This window comes from Ruegeria sp. AP7, from assembly GCF_056539905.1.
On record NZ_JBQFVT010000001.1, the window covers coordinates 812142 to 828858 of the forward strand.

Sequence of the window (16717 nt, forward strand, 5' to 3'; positions counted from 1 at the left end):
AAATAGTGACCTCAGCAAAGCGCAGAGCTTAAGCGACACTTTCAATCCAAATATTACTCGACCGGTGACCAATTCATGTCTGGATCATATGCAGAAATTTCAGATGCAATACTGAGTGTCTCCCGGCCAAAATCTGCCTCGTAGACTATGCCGTTTTCGCCTACCAGAAAGGAATGAATACCAGTTTCTCCGTAGTCTGCCGGTATTGCCAGCAAGGCATGTCCTGCAACAAAGTGATCCCCGACGAAATAGGGGTAGGCACCCCCTGGAGCGTTAGGGCCCTGCTCTTGCAGGATTGTGTAATAATAGCCAAGAAACGGTTCGGCTTCATAGTCAACCTGACCGTCACTCCACCCCGAAGCTGCGGCGCGGGCAAGCGCTGCACCGACAAAGCTGTCTTTTCCAGGCCAGAAGAGACCGTTCTGCTCTTCCGGATCGGAAATGATCGTCTGAGCGAATTCCATAACGCCATTCCCGTTATGGTCCACAAGCCGGAAAGCTGCCTGCAGGTCAACATAGGCCTCAAGCAATTCGATCACTTCCAACTCATTCAAGCCTATTTCACGAGCTGAAAGTTCCTCGATCCCAGCCTCCAGGTCAAAGCGCCAACCGTCATCTTTACGCAGAATTGGGATAGGAAAAGGCCAACCGTCTTCACCTAGAAGAAGTACAACGCCATCGTCCTCAGGCCGGAAACGATACCCCTCGGCATACATGCCAAGCACTTCCTGCCTTCTTTCTTGATCTTCCGTCGGATCACCCGTTCCAACCAGATCCTCGGCTTCAGGCCCGAAAATTTCGATCAGCTTGCTCTGATCATTAGCCTTCAACGCATCAACAAAAGCATCCAGTGCGGTTTGCGGCGTATCAAATCTGGCTCCTTCAGAGAGGGCCGGGCTTGTGGTCGCGGCAAGCAACAAAATTGAAAATACTGATCTACGCATCTTACCGTCTCCGCTTGCCTTTAGCGGCGTGTCCACGCTTGGACGCGCTTTGAGTTCTGCTGCCGGACGCCGTTTTCTTCATCGCTTGCCCTTTGGATGCCGCGGGCTTGCGCTGCGTCGATGCGGCTTTCTTCGCCTGCGGCTTCTTGGCGGTCTGCGGTCTTTGTGCGACTGGCTTTTTCGCTGAATCTGGACGTTTGGTGCGATCAATGGCTTGTTGCTTTGCGGCAGCCTTGTCCCGATTAGCGTTGTTCCGGTTCGCCAAGGCACCGCCTGCTACAGCCCCTGCACCCGCACCGACCGCGGCTGCGGCCGCCCCGCGGTCCCGGCTAATATCTGCAGCACCGGATTCTCGGCTCAACTTTGCACGCAGCTCATCCGTGCGACCGTCAGGACGATTAACCGGCAAGTCGCTACGGCCACCTTCGGGTCTTTTGTGGTCCGCTATTTTGTTCCGGGCCTCCTGTTGCCGGTCAGGATCGGGGTTCCATCCGATATCCGTTCGGTCACCTAAATCTATATCATTGCCGATATTGACGTTGCCATCCACGTCTATGTCGATGTCTGGATTTCTATAAATCGGACCGCCGCCCCAGCCACCGCAATTTCGGCACCCCCAGTAGTCGTTCCAATCATCGTCGTCGTCAAAAATTTCGTCGATCAGGGCAACAGCGCCAAAAGTCAGTAGTGCGGCGCCCACAACATCCCCGGTTGACGGGCCAGTATAAATCGTCTCGGGATTGTATTGTGGAACGTATACCGTCTCGGGTTCTGTCGGTGTAATTACTACGTTGTCGTCGTCAGACACTTCGACAGTTTGCTCGGGCCCTGAAACAAGAGCGCCGCTGTCAATTGCCTGATCCCGCATGACCTGCACCGCATCCATCACATCGTCGGACTGGGCCAACATGGCAGTGCCAACTGTCTCGGTCCAGTCGATATGGGTGGCCATCTGACCAACAACTTCGGGGAACGCCGTTGCCAACACACTGACAGAAGGATCCCATCCCATCGCATCGATTTCGGGCTCTAGTTCAACAGGGTCGCGGTCGGCGTTATCGAGCAAATACCGTTCAGCCTTAACAATTTCCAATGGCTGGGTTGCCGCGACAAATATCTGTATGAGTAACGTGTCGGGATAAAGAGCAACCGGGGCGACCAAGGTCTGCAACTCAGCGTCAGTTAGCAGACTGGACGAGGTCGCCGAGGTATCATCTTTTGCCGCTACATCTTCGGACGACTCTTGCGCTAACGCGGAAGTAGATACGCAAATACCGAATGCAATTAGTAGAAACCTAAACATATTGCGATCCTTCGATTTCTTGAAGGATCACCTAAGACTGCGATTCTGGCAACCGATCAGTCAACAAAACGGTTGTGGGATAATAATCGACACCCAATCAAGTTTGAGCGAGTGTCCGCTTTGGGCTCGAAGCGGACGTTGCTATTAAGCAAAATCCTGAATTCGTAAACTTTCATACGCCTTATAGAGGTTAATATTCTGCCCTCGCGCAAAGCCCATACAATGCCCCAAAATTGTTCTCAAGATAGATCAATAACGCCTCCGGCCCGGGCTCTACACGGCTTGCCCTCTGGATGATTTCGCGTGGCGCATAAAGGCCGCCAAATTGCTGGACGTTCTCGCGCAAAACTATGGCCTCTTGAGCGTCATGGGAGAAAAATAGGATGGCTCAGAAACGGTATTGAGATGAGAATTCGCTGCCCGAACCATGAGAACCTAACCGTACGCAACGAACACATTCAAAAATGCAACCGTCGATAAATCTTGCAAGATTAGGGCCGCACCTGATTTAGTGACCAAAAATTGGGCGGCTTTTGGGGGAGAAGCGCGTGCAGAAAGCACAAGAGCAGGACTACGAAGCCGAATTACGCATTCACGAAGCACTGGACGTTTCGTCGACAACGCCTGTATTCGCATTGTCTTTCGTGATGGCCTTTGCTGTGATGATATTGCAAATCGGTCCCTCGAACCTGACGCTGGGCGCGATCGCGTCTTTGGTCATGTTGCTGATCATGAATGTGATGGGGATGAAAAGCTATTACGCGTTGCGTAACAAGCCTAGACCAAAATCAATCTCGAAACGGCGATTGAGGGTTATTCTCATCACCTCACTGATCCTTGGAACAGGTTGGGGCAGTTTCAACTTTTTCATGATGCCGGTCTTGGCACCGCATGAACAGATGGTCCTGTATCTTTTCGCGTTTATCGGAGCATTTGGCGGCTCTACAACATTTTCGCTTAGGGTGACCTGGGGCTTCTCAAGCTCAATTCTCTTTCTAACTTGGCTGTCCATGCTTCTATGGGGGCCTCTGGAATGGTATTTTAATACGCTCATCATATTGGGCACGATTCTGGTCATAACTCAGCTGACACTCTTAACCAGAAAAAGTGCGATCAACGGCATCAATTTGACGCTGGCCAACACCAAGGCGCTGAACAATCAGCTTAGGGCTGAAAACCGGATACGTGAATTGGCGCGCATTCCGGAAGAAAACCCGAACCCGGTGTTGCGTATCACCGAGAAGGGCGAACTGACTTACGCCAATAAGGCAAGCGCTCCATTAATCGAAGCACTGCAGCTAAAAGTTGGTGACCGCGTGGGAACGGGTTGGCGCAAACGAATTGCCAAGGGTTTGCAGGAAGATCAAAGGGCAGACTTCCAGTATAAGGCTGGTGGTCAGACCTATTCTCTTTTGCTGTGGCCGGTTCCGGAAGGAGGATACGCGAATATCTACGGTCGGAATATTACGCAGCAAAAACGCGTGGAGAGCGAGTTGCGGGTGGCCCGCGACACAGCTGAAACCGCTAACAAGACTAAAAGCACGTTCCTTGCCAATATGAGTCATGAACTGCGCACACCGCTGAATGCGATTATTGGATACAGCGAACTAATGTTGGAAGAAGCGATCGACCAGAAGGACGAAGCAAACCTGAGCGATTTGAAGAAGATTCAATCTGCCGGGAAACACCTGCTTGCGTTGATCAATGATGTATTGGACCTCTCCAAAATCGAAGCCGGAAAGATGGAGTTCGAACTGGAAACTTTCGACGTTTTCCAGATGATCAAAGATGTTAGCGCGACAGTGCAGCCGTTGGCCGAGCAGAACAACAATACGCTGGAAATTAAGTGCCCTGATGATATCGGCGAGATGGTCTGTGACTTGACCAAGGTGCGGCAGGCCCTGCTGAACTTGTTGTCCAATGCTTGTAAGTTCACAGAACATGAAATGATCACGTTATCGGTTGTAAAATCGAACGACACAGATCAACTGGAATTTGCGGTCACCGATCACGGCATCGGCATGTCGCCAGAGCAGGTCGAGAGGATATTCGATGCGTTTACGCAGGCAGATTCCTCAACAACGCGTAACTACGGTGGTACCGGATTGGGGCTGTCTATCACAAAGGCCTTCTGCGAACAGTTGGGCGGCAACATTCACTGCGAAAGTGCGCTTGGCGAAGGTTCGACCTTCACAATTCGCCTGCCGCGCATCTGTCGCGACCCGTCAACAGGCGTGATGCGTCTGGCTGACCAGTCAGAGAATGAATCGAACAATGACCCGAATGCTCCACTGGTTCTGTTGGTGGATGACGATCCGACCGTGCATGATCTTCTGGGTCGACGATTACTTCGTGAGGGATATCGCGTTCTCGCATCGGCCAACGGCGATGAGGCATTGGAACTGGCTCGAACAACCCGTCCTGATGCCATCACGCTCGATGTCTTCATGCCCGAAATCGATGGCTGGGCTGTTTTGTCCAAGCTCAAGGACGATCCCGAACTTAGGGATATTCCTGTCATTATGTTGACTTTCGCAGAGGATCGCAAAAGAGGTTTGTCGCTGGGAGCCAGTGAATATCTGGGCAAGCCAATTGACACGACCGAGCTGCTGAGTGTCCTTAAAGAGCACTGCCCGACTCTGCCAACGCCACGCGTTCTGGTCGTCGAGGACGAGGCTGCAACGCGTGAGCTGATCTGTCGCGTTCTCGAAAAAGAAGGCTGGCAGACTGACGAGGCGATCAATGGACTGGATGCCCTTCAACGCCTCTCTCAGTTCGTGCCGGACGTGATTTTACTTGATCTCATGATGCCCGAGATGGACGGTTTTGAGTTCTTGGCGGGGATAAGAAAGAACCCGGAGTGGAAGAATATTCCCGTCATCATCGTGACCGCCAAATCCCTGTCCAGCGAGGACCGAGCGCAACTGAATGGCTCGTTCCAGACTCTGGTCCGCAAAGATGGGGATGAGATTGAAATCATTCTGAACCAGTTGAATGAAATCCTTTCGGCTTCTCGATCTGAAGACGTATAGGCTGTGAGTAGCGCCCCGAATACCCAACCCGAGCAGGCACAGGCAATGTGGCTGGCAAATTTACGCCAGAACCTGATTCCCCCGGTCAGTGCGATAGTCGGGCTATGTGAGTTTCTCGAAAGTGAGGCTGAACGCCTTACTCTGAAGGAAGCCGCATCAGACCTGAACCGAATATCTCAGGCTGCAACCGAACTAAGCGTGTTTGTGGACCAGCTTCTGCATCCCCGAATGGCCTTGAAGCTTACGGTCAGCGGTGACGAAGGAGTGAAAAGGCTTCGTCACGATTTGCGAACGCCGATGAATGCGATCAAGGGCTACAGCGAAATGCTGCTTGAGGATCTGGAGGATCTAAACGCAGGATATCTGGAGTTGGACCTGCGCGGATTGCTGAAGCATACGGATTCTCTATTGCAAGAAATTGATGTGCTCGCATCGTTGTCCGACAACCAGTCCGGCGATGGCTTCAAAATACCCGAGGCATCGCAGGACGCAGCTGAGATGTTCGCAAATCTGGCTCAAAGCATGCGCTCGATTGATCCGGTTGCGGAGACTGCTTCGCTAACCGGAACCATCCTAGTCGTAGATGATGTCGAAGCGAACCGTACGCTGCTTGCCCGGCGGCTCGAACGGGATGGTCATCAAGTCTGGACCGCCGACGGAGGATATTCGGCTCTGGAAAAGCTGTCTCAACACGCGTTCGATCTGGTCCTGCTTGATCTTATGATGCCGGATCTCAACGGTTATGATGTTTTGAAGCGACTGAAAGAAAACGATGACTGGCGCGACATCCCGGTCATCATGATTTCCGCGCTCGATGAGATCGAAAGCGTTGCGCGTTGCGTTGAGATCGGAGCAGAAGATTACCTCCCTAAACCGTTCAATCCAATCTTGTTGCAAGCTCGGATCAACGCCGCGCTTGAGAAAGGACAGTGGCGGGAGCGAGAGCGCCTCTATCTCTTTCAGATGGAGGCAGAGAAGCAAAAGTACAAAGACCTGTTGCATAGTATTCTGCCGCAAAAAATCGTGACACGGTTGAACGACGGAGAGGCCACGATTGCCGACCGTCATGACGATGTGACTGTCCTGTTTTCGGACATGGTTGGCTTTACGGAGATGTCGGCGAAATTGTCACCCGCGCAAGTGGTTCACTACCTTAATCGGGTTTTTTCGGGCTTCGATAAGACGGCTTCGGAACTTGGTGTGGAAAAGATCAAGACAATCGGAGACGCCTACATGGCGGCAGCCGGAGTACCCGACCATCGGAATGACCACGCTGAAGTGATCGTTGAACTGGCTTGTCGGATGTTATCTCAGGTCGAAGCGCTGAACCACGAGCTGGACTACCCTATGCATCTTAGAATCGGCGTCCACAGTGGGCCCGTAGTCGCCGGAATAATCGGGTCACACCGTTTTCTCTACGATGTTTGGGGGGATACAGTGAATTTCGCCAGCCGTCTTGAAACAACGGGCGCGCCAGGCCGCATTCAAGTCTCAGAGGAGACCGCAAGGCGGGTTACGCATTGCTTTGACCTAACTAATCCGATGGATGTGAGAATTAAGGGCAAAGGCCAGGCAAAAACATATTTCATCACTGGACGGAAATCTTAGTAGTCGGATCTTCCTCCAGAGGCTGACAGCAGTTTTTCCATTATCTCAAGCAAACGGTTAAGTTCGACAGGTTTGGTATCAAAGTCATCGCAACCTGCCTCCAGCGCCTTTTCCCGGTCGCTGGCCATTGCGTGTGCCGTAAGCGCAACCACCGGGATTGAGGCCGTCTCGGGTGCTGCCTTGATGCGTCGGGTCGCCTCCCATCCATCAATCTCAGGCAGGCTCATATCCATCAAAACAATGTCGGGACTTGCTTCACCAGCCATGGACACGCCTTCCAACCCGTCCTTCGCAACGATAACTTGGAATCCTTTGCGCGCCAACCGACGCGACAACATATCGCTGTTCATTTCGTTGTCTTCCACCAACAGAACTTTAGCCAAATTTTCCCCCTTTACGCATGCGCGCCATTTGACTGCCCACGAGACAGAGTGTTTCCGGATCCATTTTCAAAATGTCGAGCATACCACAAGATTGCGCAAGTCGTTTCGGTTGAAGCATTCTTTCATCAATTCGGCTTCACGCAATGAACAAATTAGTGTCTTCAGGTAATGTCTTCTTTTAGTCCACCCAACCCGCTACAAATTTCGCTTTCCCACCCTTGCTGCTTTTTGCTGCGGTCGAGTTGCGACCAAAGCAGTCGTTCATTGTCAGATTGCCAATGGCGGTAGTGTCCGTGTCTCGTTCATTGCCTGGGGAATTTTCGCTGCGCCGGGCCCGAATGGCAGCTCCTTACGCCGCATCGCCGTACTCAAGATAATGCACACCCAGCAAAATCTGCGCTGTGTGCGTTTGCAGCGAGAAAATCGAATTCACAGGATGGGCGCGAGGCGGGTGTGGCTTTTGAGCAAGATCTTGAATTCAAAAACTTGCGAACACCTTCAGGAAGTTAATATTCGGCCATCGCTCAAAGCCCATACAATGCCCCAAACTTGTTCTCAAGATAAGTCAACAACGCCTCCGGCCCGGGCTCGACACCACTTGCCCTCTGGATGATTTCGCGCGGCGCATAAAGGCCGCCAAATTGCTGGACGTTCTCGCGCAGCCATCCAGTAGCGCCCGAGGTATCGCCCGCAGCCAATTGCGAATCCAAATCGGGTACGGCCTTGCGCAAAGCCTGATTCAGACATCCTGCGTAGACATTCCCCAACGAATAGGTCGGGAAGTAGCCAAACAGCCCAACCGACCAGTGCACATCCTGCAGGCACCCATTCGAAGGCTTGTCGACCGCATATCCAAAATCTGCGGCGAAACGATCATTCCACGCGGCTTCAAGGTCGCCGACTTGCAGATCACCTGCCATCAGCGCACGCTCTAGATCGAACCGCAGCATGATATGCAGGTTGTACTGCACTTCGTCCGCTTCGGTTCGGATGTATCCACTGTGTACTCGGTTAACGGTGCCATAGAAGGCATCGGCGTCGGCGATGCCAAAATCGCCAAAGGCGTCTTTCATTTGATCGAAAAGCCAGCCGGTGAAGGCGCGGGACCGGCCCAGTTGGTTTTCATAAATCCGGCTTTGGCTTTCATGAACTCCCATGGATACACCGCGCCCTAAAGGCGTCAGCAAATACTCCGGGTCGATCCCCTGTTCATAAGCCGCATGTCCCACTTCGTGGATTGTGGAATAGAAGCAATTGAACGGGTCCGTTTCGCTGGTTCTGGTGGTGATGCGTACATCCAGCCCGCTGCCAGAACTGAACGGGTGTACAGCTTTGTCCACGCGGCCATTATTCAGGTCATAGCCAAAGGCGAGGGCCAGTTTTTGCGTCAGGCGCATTTGGATCGACTCGTCAAATCTGCCAGTCAGAGCCGCAGGCTCGGGCCGATCTAGGACAGCTGCGCGCAAAGCAACCAGACGTGGGCGCATCTGGTCGAATATCTCCGCAATCTGCGCACCCGTCGTGTAGGGCTCGTAATCTTCGACCATTGCGTCGTAGATATCACCGCCTTGAGCGAGCGCTGCACCTTCCTCGCGCTTAAGTGCAACAACCTCTTCCAGAACGGGCAGAAAAGCAGCGACATCCTCGTTCGCGCGGGCCTGCGCCCATTTTCCCTGTGCCTCGGACGTCACGCGTGCAATTGCAGTAGCCAGGTCCGATGGAACCTTCAACGCCCGATCATATTCGCGTCGAATTTCCCGCAGCTGAGCCTTGTCCGCTTCGCTGCTTGCATATGCGCTCTCCAGCCATTCCGCCACACGCGGGTCTGAGCGGCGCGCGTGAAGCACGGCTTCGATCGCGGCCATCTCTTCGGCCCGTTGTGGAGCTGCGCCGCGCGGCATTACCGTTTCCTGATCCCATCCCAGACGTCCGGCGATCTGGCCAAGGGCCGAAGTTTGGCGCTGATAGGCCATCAGGTCGTTGAAAGCTGTCATCTGGGTCATGCTCCGCGCAAAGAAGTTGCAATAGGATAGGCCGTGAGAAAACGTGCACGCAGGATCAGCGTCCAAACCACGACGGCCATGAATTGGTGGAATATCGCGATTTGCCAGGGTGCCGCGTAGATCACTGTCATGATACCGACCACCACCTGTAGCGAAAGCGCAGCGAATGCGGCGTTGAAAGCGAACCGCGTCTGCGGATGCGCACTTGCCGCGCCGCGCCGCCAAACAACGACACCAAAGGCGAACAGCAGATAACCAGCGCAGCGGTGGATGAATTGCACAAGACCCGGGCTTTCGAAGAAGTTCCGCCACATCGGTTCAAGCATCGTGGCATCCGGTGGCAGAAGCTGCCCTCCGATCAAAGGCCAATCCGTATAGGAACGACCTGCGTCGATGCCCGCGACCAGCGCCCCAATGAGTATTTGCAAAAAGGCGAAATGCATCAGACCTGTGGAAAGCGAGAACAACCGGGTTTCCTTTGCGCGGCGTGCTTGCATCAGATCGCGCTCCTCGCGCGCCAACATGAAGATGTACCAAGCCAGAAACCCGAGGATGACGAACGCAAGCCCCAGATGCACCGCTAGTCGATAGCTTGCAACTGCGGTCATCCCCTCGCCTTGCGTCACACCCGACGCAACCATCCACCATCCAACAGCCCCTTGAACGCCACCGAGCGCTCCGGGGATCAGCAATCGACCGGTCCAACCAGCCGGTATCTTGCGGGCAACAAGAAAACCGAAAAAGCCGACAGCCCAGACCAGGCCGATCACGCGGCCCAGTTGGCGGTGGCCCCATTCCCACCAGTAAATTGATTTGAAATCATCCAACTCCATCCACTGGTTCTGGATGCGCCATTGATCGATTTGCTTGTATTTATCGAATTCGGCCTGCCAGTCAGCCTCGGAAGTCGGTGGGATGGCCCCGGTGATCGGACGCCATTCGGTGATCGACAGGCCGCTATCTGTCAGTCGGGTCAGTCCACCGACCGCGATCATGATGACCACAAGCGCAAACAGGATCATAAGCCAGACGCGAATGGCCTGGCGTGCACCACTGCGCCCGCGATCGATCACACCCGGCTGAACCGCTTGTTGTTTTTCAGAGTCTGAGACGTCTTCGAAGATGCTGCGCTTACCGCTCATGCTGTCCTCTTGTGCCTTGAATTTCGTCGCAAGCTAGGTTGACTTGGGGGCGAGGTCCAGCCTCAGCCCCGATCCTTCCAGCGGACCATCTGACGCATCACCCCGTGCAGCATTTGCACATCCGCCCGCGTCATCCGCATCCTGGACCACAGATTGCGCAGGTTGGTCTTCATCCCTTCGGCCTTTTCGGGCGGGTAGAAAAATCCCGCCTCCTCCAGCCGATCCTCGTAATGCTCGACCAGCTTTTCGACCTCGATCCCCGTAGCCCAGTCGCCTTTGCCCAAATCAGTTGCCTCATGCACCACATCCCCGGTTTGGCGCATCCACTCGTAAGCCGTCAGCAAAACGCATTGCCCAAGGTTCAGCGACGCGTATTCGGGATTCACTGGCACCGAGATAATCGCGTTTGCCTTGGCAATATCCTCGTTTTCAAGCCCGGCGCGTTCTGGACCGAACAGCACGGCCACCTTATCGCCAGCGGTCACCTTTTCCGCGGCGATCTGCATGGCCCGTTCGGGGCTGAATACCGGCTTGGTCAGGCCCCGTTGCCTTGCAGTAGTCGCAAAGACATATGTGCGGTCCCCCAATGCTCCGGCCAGATCGTCGAACAATTGTGCCTCATCCAGCAATCGCCCTGCGCCGCTAGACATCGCCACCGCCTTGGGGTTCGGCCATCCATCGCGCGGCGCAACGATCCGCATCCGATCCAGTCCGAAATTCCACATCGCCCGTGCAGCAGCACCGATATTTTCGCCCATCTGCGGGCGCACAAGCACGAAATAAGGCTGGGATGTATCGCTGGGCATGGCTGTCTCCGAAAAGGTCTGCCTGCTCTAATCGCGTCTCCCCCGCAGGGCAAGGTACCCGGCGCGTCTAATCCAGCACGGGACGGCATAAAAGTTTGCTTCCCGCCCGCAATCCGCTAAACCGCGCGAAAGACTGAAAGCGAAGGACGCGCCAATGGACACCCCCGAGCAGCCGCAGATTTATCTGATCACCCCGCCAGCGATCACACTGAGCACTTTCCCCGACCAGTTGTCCCGCGTTCTGGACGGGGCCGAGATCGCCTGTATCCGCCTGGCTCTGGCAGGAAGTGACGAAGATACCATCGCTCGCGCCGCTGATGCCTGCCGTGAGGTTGCTCATGCGCATGACGTGGCGCTGGTGATTTCGAACCATGTACTGCTGGCGCAACGGCTGGGTCTGGACGGGGTGCATCTGGACGATGCGGCACGCTCGGTCAGGGCTGCGCGTAAGGAACTGGGGCCAGATGCCATCGTCGGCAGCTTTTGCGGAGCCTCCAGCCATGATGGCATGACCGCTGGAGAAGGTGGTGCAGACTATGTTGCCTTTGGCCCGGTCGGCAACGTCGCGCTGGGCGATGGAACCCGCGCTGAGCAAGACTTGTTCCAATGGTGGTCTGAGATGATCGAGGTTCCGGTGGTGGCCGAAGGCGGGCTAACCGAAGACCTGATCCGAGACCTGACCCCCTGCACAGATTTCTTTGGCATCGGCGATGAGATCTGGTCACATGACAACCCGCTGGATGCATTGAACACTCTGATCGCCGCAATGCGCTGACGACTGTGAGCGTTAACCCTTGCACCCGCGTCGGGGCTGCGGCATGACACGAAGCATGACTCAGAACAGCGAAATCCTGTGTATCGGATCGGTCCTGTGGGACGTGATCGGGCGATCAGCCAGCGTCATGCGGCAGGGATCGGACGTACCGGGGCGGATTACCCGCTTGCCCGGCGGTGTCGCCATGAACATCGCCATGACGTTGGTGCGCTTTGGGATGACCCCTACGCTGCTCACTGCAATCGGCCGCGATCCCGAAGGCGACGAACTGGTCCACTCCTGCGCACGGTTGGGCATGGTGACCGACCACATCTACCGTTCGCAAGACTTGCCGACCGACCGCTATATGGCCGTCGAAGGTGCCAATGGATTAATCGCAGCCATTGCAGACGCCCATTCACTTGAGGCGGCGGGAGCAAAAATCTTACGTCCCTTAATGCATGGACCTTTGGGCTATGAAAATACACCTTTTGAAGGCCCCATCGCGCTGGACGGCAACCTAACCCTGAACCTGCTGGAAGAGATCGCGCAAAGCCCCGCCTTTGCCCGCGCCGATCTTCGCGTGGCCCCCGCGTCCCCCGGCAAGGCCGAGCGTTTGTTACCTTTTCTGAAACACGCGCGCGCAACGCTCTATGTAAACCTCGAAGAAGCTGGGCTTTTATGCCAACGCGAATTCACTAATTCCGAAAGTGCTGCTCAGGGCTTGCTTGACCGTGGCGCACTGCGTGTTCTGGTGACCGATGGTGGCAACTCGGCCACTGTCGGTAGCGCTAATAGTGTTCTGACCCAAAAACCACCTTCCGTTCTGGTCACCCGCGTGACCGGCGCAGGTGATACTTTCATGGCAGCCCATATCGCTGCCGAAGCAAGTGGCGCTGACAACGACGCCGCGCTCAAGCGTGCCCTGCATGCCGCTGCAACATATGTTTCCGGAGAAACTCCACTGTGATCGAAATCCAATATTCCGCCGAGGTTCGCGCCGCAAAAGACGCAGGCCAACCAATTGTTGCGCTGGAAAGCACTATCATCACCCACGGGATGCCCTACCCCCAGAACATTGAGGTTGCCGCACAGGTCGAACAGGACATTCGCGATGCGGGCGCAGTTCCCGCAACTATCGCCGTGATCGATGGCGTGCTTAACATTGGGCTTGAGTCCGATCAGCTTCAGGGCCTTGGTCAGGCGCAAGGCGTTGCCAAGCTGTCGCGCGCTGACATGGCTGCTTGTCTTGCAAGTGGCGGTACAGGGGCCACCACCGTAGCAGCTACCATGATCGCAGCGCATTATGCAGGTATCGAAGTATTTGCCACAGGCGGCATCGGCGGCGTTCATCAGGGGGCTGAAATCTCTTTTGATATCTCTGCTGACCTGCATGAGCTTGCGCAAACACCTGTGACGGTTGTTGCGGCCGGAGCCAAAGCTATTCTCGACCTGGCCAAAACCCTTGAGGTTCTGGAAACGCTCGGTGTGCCGGTCATCGCACACGGACAGGACGAATTTCCGGCGTTCTGGTCAGCCAAGTCTCCGCTGGCTGCTCCATTGAGGATGGACAGCGCAGAGGACATCGCCAAAGCCCATGCCGCGCGGCGGGCGCTGGGATTACCCGGTGGGCAACTCGTAGCCAATCCGATCCCGCAGACCGATCAGATCGCTGCCGAGGAACTTGCCCCGATCATTGCTTCCGCACAGGCCGATGCCGAAACACACAGGATCACCGGCAAAGGCGTTACGCCTTACCTACTGCAACGCATCTACGAACAGACCAATGGTCGCTCGTTGACCGCTAATATCGCTCTGGTACGCAACAATGCACGGCTGGCGGCGGGCATAGCAATAGCGCTGGTAAAGACGGCTGAGTGACATAAGCCTATTGTACCAAGACCTCGGACTGCTTAACTAATTCCGCAAACCACTCAGGACCGCAATGAACACGCCGTTTGACGAAGAACCACATCGCCGCTCGGGCCTTCTGTCCGGGCTGCGCGCGTCATTTTTGACGGGCATTGTCGTCATTGCGCCGGTTTGGCTGACGATCTGGCTGATCTGGTCGGTCGTGGGCTGGATCGACAGCGCCGTGCTGCCATTGATCCCTCAGCAATTCCAGCCAGCCGAGTATGTTGGGATCAACCTGCGCGGCGTCGGCGTCATCATCTTCCTGATCTTCACGGTCATCGTCGGCTGGATTGCCAAAGGCATTTTGGGCCGTTCACTGATCCACTTCGCCGAAAGCCTCGTTGATCGGATGCCCGTCGTCCGGTCCGTCTATTCCGGCATCAAGCAAATTTCGGAAACAGTCTTTGCGCAGACAGAACGCTCTTTCGAAAAAGCCTGTCTGATCCAGTATCCGCGCCGCGGAATTTGGGCAATTGGATTTGTTTCGACCACAGCGCGGGGCGAAGTCAGCCAACGTGCCGAAACGGGTGGTGAGTTGCTCAGCGTCTTTGTCCCGACGACCCCAAACCCCACATCCGGTTTCCTGCTGTTTTTCCCAGCCGAAGACGTGATCCTGCTGGATATGTCGATCGAGGACGCAGCCAAATTGGTGATTTCAGCGGGGCTGGTATACCCCAACGAAAAAGACCCGACCCAGCCGCCGGAGTAGTCAGCCAAACATGGCAGGCAGGTCGACAGTACTGCGTTCGCCCAGATCATACTTGTGGGCGCGCAAGAATTGATCTGCCGCAACGCGCCCGGCCTGCTTCAACCTGTTCAGAACAACCGGATTTGGAACGGTTTTTGTCGCAGCCGACAGATCGTTCATCAGAGCATCATCCGCGATCATATGAACCAGCACCCGGCTCATCTCGCCTGCTTTCAATTTTCCCTCGGCCAGTAGCCGCTGCACAAAGTTAATCGCGCGCAATTCACGAAATAGCGATGAGTTAAAGCTGATCTCATTAATCCGGTTCTGAATCTGCTGCGGCGTCTTCGGCACCTCGTCCCTTTCTAAAGGGTTGATATTCACAATCACCACATCGTCGGGAAGGCCACCACCAAACAAGGGGTACAACGCCGGGTTGCCAGTATATCCCCCATCCCAATACGCTTCGGTACGACCAGATTTTGGATCATAGAACTCTATTGCCTGAAATAAGTTGGGCAGACAGGCCGACGCCAAAATGGCGTCGGTCGATATCTCATCTTCAGCAAAGACCCGTATTTTGCCACTGCGCACGCAAGTCGCACAGACAAAAAGCTCCGGCCCTTCATCCGCACAAATCTCATCAAAATTGAACCGATCCACAACCGGCTCAAGCGGATTGCGATAGAACGGCCCGTAGGCATAGGGAGACACCAGCCGCGACCATGTTTCGGCCATCGAATACGGCAGTGAATACTCAAGCGCCTGCGATATATGCGCCGGCTCTATACCGCGCATCCAATGAACGATCCGCATATCACCAACAGCGCCCATGCGCGCCCATAAATCGTCGAGACAGGCCCGAGCGCCTTCGCGCCCCGCATGCACCATTCCGGATTTGAACGCGGCTCCGTTCAGGGCGCCAGCCGAGGTTCCAGTGATCGCCGCAACCTCGACATCCTCCTCATCCAGTAGACGGTCCAGCACACCCCAGGTAAACGCACCATGGGCACCACCGCCCTGCAGAGCCAGATTGATCCGCTTCATACTTCCGCCTCTTCATCTGGCCAAAAATATCCCGGGGGGTTGGGGGCAGAGCCTCCATACATCCTCAAAGCGCGGTCCACCCCCCATCGACTGAAATCGTCGTCCCGGTGATCTGCGCGGCCGCATCCGAACACAAGAAGATGGTCGTGCCACCAAGCTGTTCAACCGTCGCGAACTCTTTTGAAGGTTGCCGTTCCAGCAGGACGTTCTTCACAACACCCTCGCGGCTCATGTTATATTCCTTCATCGTATTGGGGATTTGCGCCTCAACCAATGGGGTCAGCACATAACCCGGGCAGATAGCGTTGCACGTGATCGGTTCCTGAGCCGTCTCGAGCGCAACGGTTTTGGTCATCCCAACCAAACCATGTTTTGCCGCTACATAAGCTGCCTTAAAAGGAGAGGCCGTTAACCCATGTGCCGAAGCGATATTCACGATACGGCCCCAACCTGCCGCGCGCATCATCGGCAAGGCTGCAGCCGTTGTGTGAAAGGCTGAATTCATGTTGATCGCGATGATTGCATCCCATTTATCAGTCGGAAATTGATCGATCGGCGAAACATGTTGGATGCCGGCATTGTTCACCAGTATGTCGCAGGCACCTGCCTGTTCGATAAGTGCGCGGCATTCATCGCCTTTCGACATGTCCGCCTTGATGTAGCGCGCGTTGGTCCCGGTCTCTTTCCCAATCTCGGCAGCCAGCGCATGATCTACATCCCGGTCGGTAAACGAGTTCAGAACCACATCCGCACCCGCCTTGGCCAGCTCACGCGCAACGCCCAGTCCAATCCCTGAATTCGACCCTGTTATGATGGCTGTTTTTCCCGCCAAGCTCATGCTTGCTCTCCGTCCTGATTTCAATTCAGCCACACAGTGCCATGCTGCACCTGCAAAGGAAACGGGGAATGATACAGCGGGTGCATCCCGGCAGATTTTGCCAAAAAAAACGCCCGCACGAAGCGGGCGTTAAGTTATTGAGGCAGGTTTCATACAGGCAAGAAACCTATCGAGCAGTGCATCCTTTATAAGCAATTCTTTGCATCCGTCCAAGCTAAAAGTTTGATAATAAGAAAAATCATGGCTACGGTGAAT

General features: G+C 55.0%; 14 protein-coding genes. 6 read left to right on the top strand and 8 right to left on the bottom strand.

From position 1 onward, the window contains the following. Positions 1 to 53: 53 nt before the first annotated feature. Both ACR0KN_RS03990 and ACR0KN_RS03995 read right to left on the bottom strand, forming a co-directional pair. Positions 54 to 944 (bottom strand): DUF2950 family protein, encoded by an 891-nt coding sequence (locus tag ACR0KN_RS03990; RefSeq protein WP_480651515.1) that lies wholly within the window; start codon positions 942 to 944, stop codon positions 54 to 56. A 1-nt stretch (position 945) separates the two neighbouring features. Further along, entirely contained in the window at positions 946 to 2247 is a 1302-nt protein-coding gene (locus ACR0KN_RS03995) for a DUF3300 domain-containing protein (protein ID WP_170470623.1), read from the bottom strand. Between the two features lie 548 nt (positions 2248 to 2795). On the opposite strand from ACR0KN_RS03995, the gene ACR0KN_RS04000 reads away from it, so the two are divergent. After that, positions 2796 to 5279, top strand: coding sequence for a response regulator (locus ACR0KN_RS04000; RefSeq protein WP_480651517.1), 2484 nt, complete (start codon positions 2796 to 2798; stop codon positions 5277 to 5279). Positions 5280 to 5282: 3 nt separating this feature from the next. Beyond that, a complete protein-coding gene (locus ACR0KN_RS04005) occupies positions 5283 to 6887 on the top strand; it encodes an adenylate/guanylate cyclase domain-containing protein (RefSeq protein WP_480651519.1) in 1605 nt (534 codons plus the stop codon). Here the strand turns inward: ACR0KN_RS04005 and ACR0KN_RS04010 are convergent. The 4 genes from ACR0KN_RS04010 to ACR0KN_RS04025 all read right to left on the bottom strand — a co-directional run bounded on the left by ACR0KN_RS04010 (position 6884) and on the right by ACR0KN_RS04025 (position 11221). After that, positions 6884 to 7270 carry a response regulator gene (locus tag ACR0KN_RS04010; RefSeq protein ID WP_170470627.1) on the bottom strand — a complete coding sequence of 129 codons (387 nt, stop codon included), beginning with the start codon at positions 7268 to 7270 and terminating at the stop codon, positions 6884 to 6886. The two genes, ACR0KN_RS04005 and ACR0KN_RS04010, sit on opposite strands and share 4 nt — an antisense overlap. 524 nt (positions 7271 to 7794) lie before the next feature. Beyond that, the gene (locus ACR0KN_RS04015) at positions 7795 to 9264 is read right to left on the bottom strand and encodes a carboxypeptidase M32 (protein WP_480651772.1); all 1470 of its coding nucleotides are present in this window, start codon (positions 9262 to 9264) and stop codon (positions 7795 to 7797) included. A 5-nt stretch (positions 9265 to 9269) separates the two neighbouring features. Further along, on the bottom strand, positions 9270 to 10415 hold the full coding sequence (ctaA, locus tag ACR0KN_RS04020) for a heme A synthase (protein WP_480651521.1): 1146 nt from the start codon (positions 10413 to 10415) through the stop codon (positions 9270 to 9272). Positions 10416 to 10477: 62 nt separating this feature from the next. Further along, positions 10478 to 11221: an RNA methyltransferase gene (locus tag ACR0KN_RS04025; RefSeq protein WP_480651524.1), complete on the bottom strand. Its 744-nt coding sequence runs from the start codon at positions 11219 to 11221 to the stop codon at positions 10478 to 10480. A gap of 154 nt (positions 11222 to 11375) precedes the next feature. Here ACR0KN_RS04025 and ACR0KN_RS04030 point away from each other — a divergent pair, with 154 nt between their 5' ends. The 4 genes from ACR0KN_RS04030 to ACR0KN_RS04045 all read left to right on the top strand — a co-directional run bounded on the left by ACR0KN_RS04030 (position 11376) and on the right by ACR0KN_RS04045 (position 14598). Next, complete coding sequence (locus ACR0KN_RS04030) at positions 11376 to 11996, top strand: thiamine phosphate synthase (RefSeq protein WP_010440318.1); 621 nt, start codon at positions 11376 to 11378, stop codon at positions 11994 to 11996. Positions 11997 to 12051: 55 nt separating this feature from the next. After that, positions 12052 to 12945: a PfkB family carbohydrate kinase gene (locus ACR0KN_RS04035; RefSeq protein ID WP_480651527.1), complete on the top strand. Its 894-nt coding sequence runs from the start codon at positions 12052 to 12054 to the stop codon at positions 12943 to 12945. Then, a complete protein-coding gene (locus ACR0KN_RS04040; protein ID WP_480651529.1) occupies positions 12942 to 13856 on the top strand; it encodes a pseudouridine-5'-phosphate glycosidase in 915 nt (304 codons plus the stop codon). Before ACR0KN_RS04035 ends, ACR0KN_RS04040 begins: the two co-directional genes overlap by 4 nt. Positions 13857 to 13920: 64 nt before the next feature. Further along, positions 13921 to 14598, top strand: coding sequence for a DUF502 domain-containing protein (locus ACR0KN_RS04045; protein ID WP_010440321.1), 678 nt, complete (start codon positions 13921 to 13923; stop codon positions 14596 to 14598). Here the strand turns inward: ACR0KN_RS04045 and ACR0KN_RS04050 are convergent, their stop codons facing one another. Continuing rightward, complete coding sequence (locus tag ACR0KN_RS04050) at positions 14599 to 15624, bottom strand: patatin-like phospholipase family protein (RefSeq protein ID WP_480651531.1); 1026 nt, start codon at positions 15622 to 15624, stop codon at positions 14599 to 14601. It abuts the gene before it with no gap. Positions 15625 to 15688: 64 nt separating this feature from the next. Continuing rightward, entirely contained in the window at positions 15689 to 16462 is a 774-nt protein-coding gene (locus ACR0KN_RS04055) for a 3-hydroxybutyrate dehydrogenase (RefSeq protein WP_480651533.1), read from the bottom strand. Positions 16463 to 16717 lie beyond the last annotated feature (255 nt).